The sequence below is a fragment of the Albimonas marina genome (assembly GCF_029223255.1).
Taxonomy (GTDB): domain Bacteria; phylum Pseudomonadota; class Alphaproteobacteria; order Rhodobacterales; family Rhodobacteraceae; genus Albimonas.
Map to the genome: position 1 here is coordinate 1 of NZ_JARHUC010000020.1, position 2,863 is coordinate 2,863.

General features: G+C 68.7%; 1 protein-coding gene, 1 tRNA gene and 1 pseudogene. 2 read left to right on the forward strand and 1 reads right to left on the reverse strand.

From position 1 onward, the window contains the following. Positions 1 to 275 precede the first annotated feature (275 nt). Both istA and istB read left to right on the forward strand, forming a co-directional pair. Positions 276 to 1,701, forward strand: a pseudogene (gene istA, locus P2H44_RS25455) (IS21 family transposase); the annotation flags it as partial. 5 nt (positions 1,702 to 1,706) lie between these two features. Next, the gene (gene istB / locus P2H44_RS25460; RefSeq protein WP_275768345.1) at positions 1,707 to 2,438 is read left to right on the forward strand and encodes an IS21-like element helper ATPase IstB; all 732 of its coding nucleotides are present in this window, start codon (positions 1,707 to 1,709) and stop codon (positions 2,436 to 2,438) included. Between the two features lie 303 nt (positions 2,439 to 2,741). Here istB and P2H44_RS25465 read toward each other — a convergent pair. Further along, positions 2,742 to 2,818 (reverse strand) — tRNA-Met (locus tag P2H44_RS25465). Positions 2,819 to 2,863 lie beyond the last annotated feature (45 nt).

Genomic DNA, 2,863 nt, shown 5'->3' on the forward strand with positions numbered 1-2,863 from the left:
GAGCCCATAGGCAATGTGCCGCCCGCAGAAGCCGAAGCCGCATTCCACGCTGCGCTGGAAACGCGCGATGTGGCCGCGTAGCTAACGAACATCGGCCTCCGGCAGACCCGGAGCGGTTCACCCCGAGAGCTGGCCGTGCAGTTCACGGACACGAAAAGGCTGTGGATCGGCGTGGAATAAGGACCCCGTTTCGGGGCTGATCGGCGTCCAATCGGGCCCCCCCTGAAGCTTGGGGTCCACAGTGCTTCCGAGGTTGCTCGGGAGCCGATGTCGGGATGCTGGTTGTGGAGACGATCGCGAAGATCCGCCGCGCGTACTTCGTCCAGGGGAAGTCGATCAAGGCGATCTGCCGGGACCTGCGGGTATCCCGGAAGACGGTGCGCAAGGTGCTGCGCTCGGGCGAGACGGAGTTCACCTACGAGCGGCGGTCGCAGCCGCAGCCGAAGATCGGGCCGTGGCGCGAAGAGCTGGATCGGCTCCTTGCCACGAATGCCGCCCGCCCGAGCCGCGAGCGCCTGACCCTGGTGCGCGTCTTCGAGGAGCTGCGGGGGCTCGGCTACGCCGGCGGCTACGACGCTGTGCGCCGCTATGCGGCGGACTGGCGGCGCCGGGAGAGCGAGGCGACGGCGGCGGCCTACGTCCCGCTGAGCTTCGCGCCGGGCGAGGCGTACCAGTTCGACTGGAGCCACGAGGTCGTCGTCATCGACGGCGTGACCACGACCGTGAAGGTGGCGCACGTCCGGCTCTGCCACAGCCGGATGATGTTCGTGCGCGCCTACCCGCGCGAGACGCAGGAGATGGTCTTCGACGCCCACGACAAGGCGTTCGCCTTCTTCGGTGGCGCCTGCACGCGCGGCATCTACGACAACATGAAGACCGCGGTGGACGCGATCTTCACGGGCAGGGAGCGGGCCTACAACCGCCGCTTCCAGCAGATGTGCGGGCACTACCTGGTGGAGCCGGTCGCCTGCACGCCCGCCTCCGGCTGGGAGAAGGGCCAGGTCGAGAACCAGGTGGGCACCGTCCGCCAGCGGTTCTTCGCGCCGCGGGTCCGCGTGAAGAGCTACGAGGAGCTCAACGCCTGGCTGGAGGACCGCTGCACCGAGTGGGCGAAGGCGCATCGCCACCCGGAGCTTCCCGACACGACGATCTGGGCGGCGTTCGAGGCCGAGCGCCCGAGCCTGGTGCCGTATCGTGGCCCGTTCGACGGCTTCCACGCCGTGCCGGCCGCCGTCTCGAAGACCTGCCTGGTCCGCTTCGACAGCAACAAGTACTCGGTGAAGGCAAGCGCGGTGGGGCGGCCGGTGGAGATCCGCGCCTACGCCGAGCGCATCGAGATCCGGCAGGACGGCCGCGTGGTCGGCGAACACCGCCGCGCCCTTGGGCGAGGGAAGACGGTCTACGACCCATGGCACTACGTGCCCGTGCTGGCCCGCAAGCCCGGGGCCCTGCGCAACGGCGCGCCGTTCAAGGACTGGGACCTTCCGCCGGCGCTGGAGCGCATCCGGCGCAAGCTGCGCGCCGCGCCCGACGGCGACCGCCAGATGGTGCAGATCCTCGCCGCCGTGATCGACGACGGCCTCGAGGCGGTGGAGGCGGCGCGAGCCCGAGCCGCCCGCGCCGATCATGACGCCCGAGGCCCTGCGCCTCGCCCACGAGCCGGTCGCCGACTGCGCCCGCTACGACAGCCTCAGGAGGGCCGCCGGATGATGGACCGCACCGAGATCCTGACCACGATGGGAGACCTCAAGCTCTTCGGAATGAGGGACGGCTACGACGAGATCGTCGCCGCCGCCGTGAAGCGCGAGCACGAGCCGCAGCGCGTGATCGGCGACCTGCTCTCGGCCGAGCTGAACGAGAAGCGCGCACGCTCGATCAAGTACCAGATGACCGTCGCCCGCATGCCCTTCGCCAAGGAGGTCGAAGAGTTCGACTTCGCCGACACGCCGATCAACGAGACCCTGGTCCGCGACCTCGCCGGCGGGGGCTTCCTCGAGCAGCAGCGCAACCTCGTGCTGGTTGGCGGCACGGGGACCGACAAGACGCACCTCGCCGTAGGCATCGTCCGAGCCTGCATCCGCGCCGGCGCCCGCGGGCGCTTCTTCAACGTGGTCGACCTGGTCAACAAGCTCGACGCCGAGGCCCGCGACGGCCGCCAGGGCCGCACCGCCGATCTCCTGTGCCGGCTGGACTTCGTCGTGCTCGACGAGCTCGGCTACCTGCCCTTCGCCCAGACCGGCGGGCAGCTCCTCTTCCACCTCATCAGCCGGCTCTACGAGCAGACCTCGATCATCGTCACCACGAACCTCGCCTTCGGCGAGTGGCCCACGGTGTTCGGCGATGCCAAGATGACGACCGCGCTTCTCGACCGCCTCACCCACCACTGCGAGATCGTCGAGACCGGCAACGAGAGCTGGCGCTTCAAGAACCGCGCCTGACCCCCATCACGCACGGCGCCGACGCAGCCCTGATCGCCCCTCCGCCTACGGCTCCGGGGCGATCAGGGCTTCGCCCGCACATGCTCTGAGGGGGGGCCCTTTTGCGCGCCGATCAGGGGTCCCGATTGCGTGCCGTTTGACACGAAAGCGCGCCGGAAGCGCCCGACCATCACGGCAGCACACTTTTGGAAGCGGTATGAAGGACTTCGGCCCCTCTTGCTTCCACAGTGCTTCCACGGGCGGCGGAAACGCAAACGCCGCCCCGGAGGGCGGCGCATAAGCGTTTGATAGCGCAGATAGATTTGGTTGCGGGGGCAGGATTTGAACCTGCGACCTTCAGGTTATGAGCCTGACGAGCTACCGGGCTGCTCCACCCCGCGGGATTGAGTACATCGTGGAGAGACGAGAATTGGGTTGGTTGACGG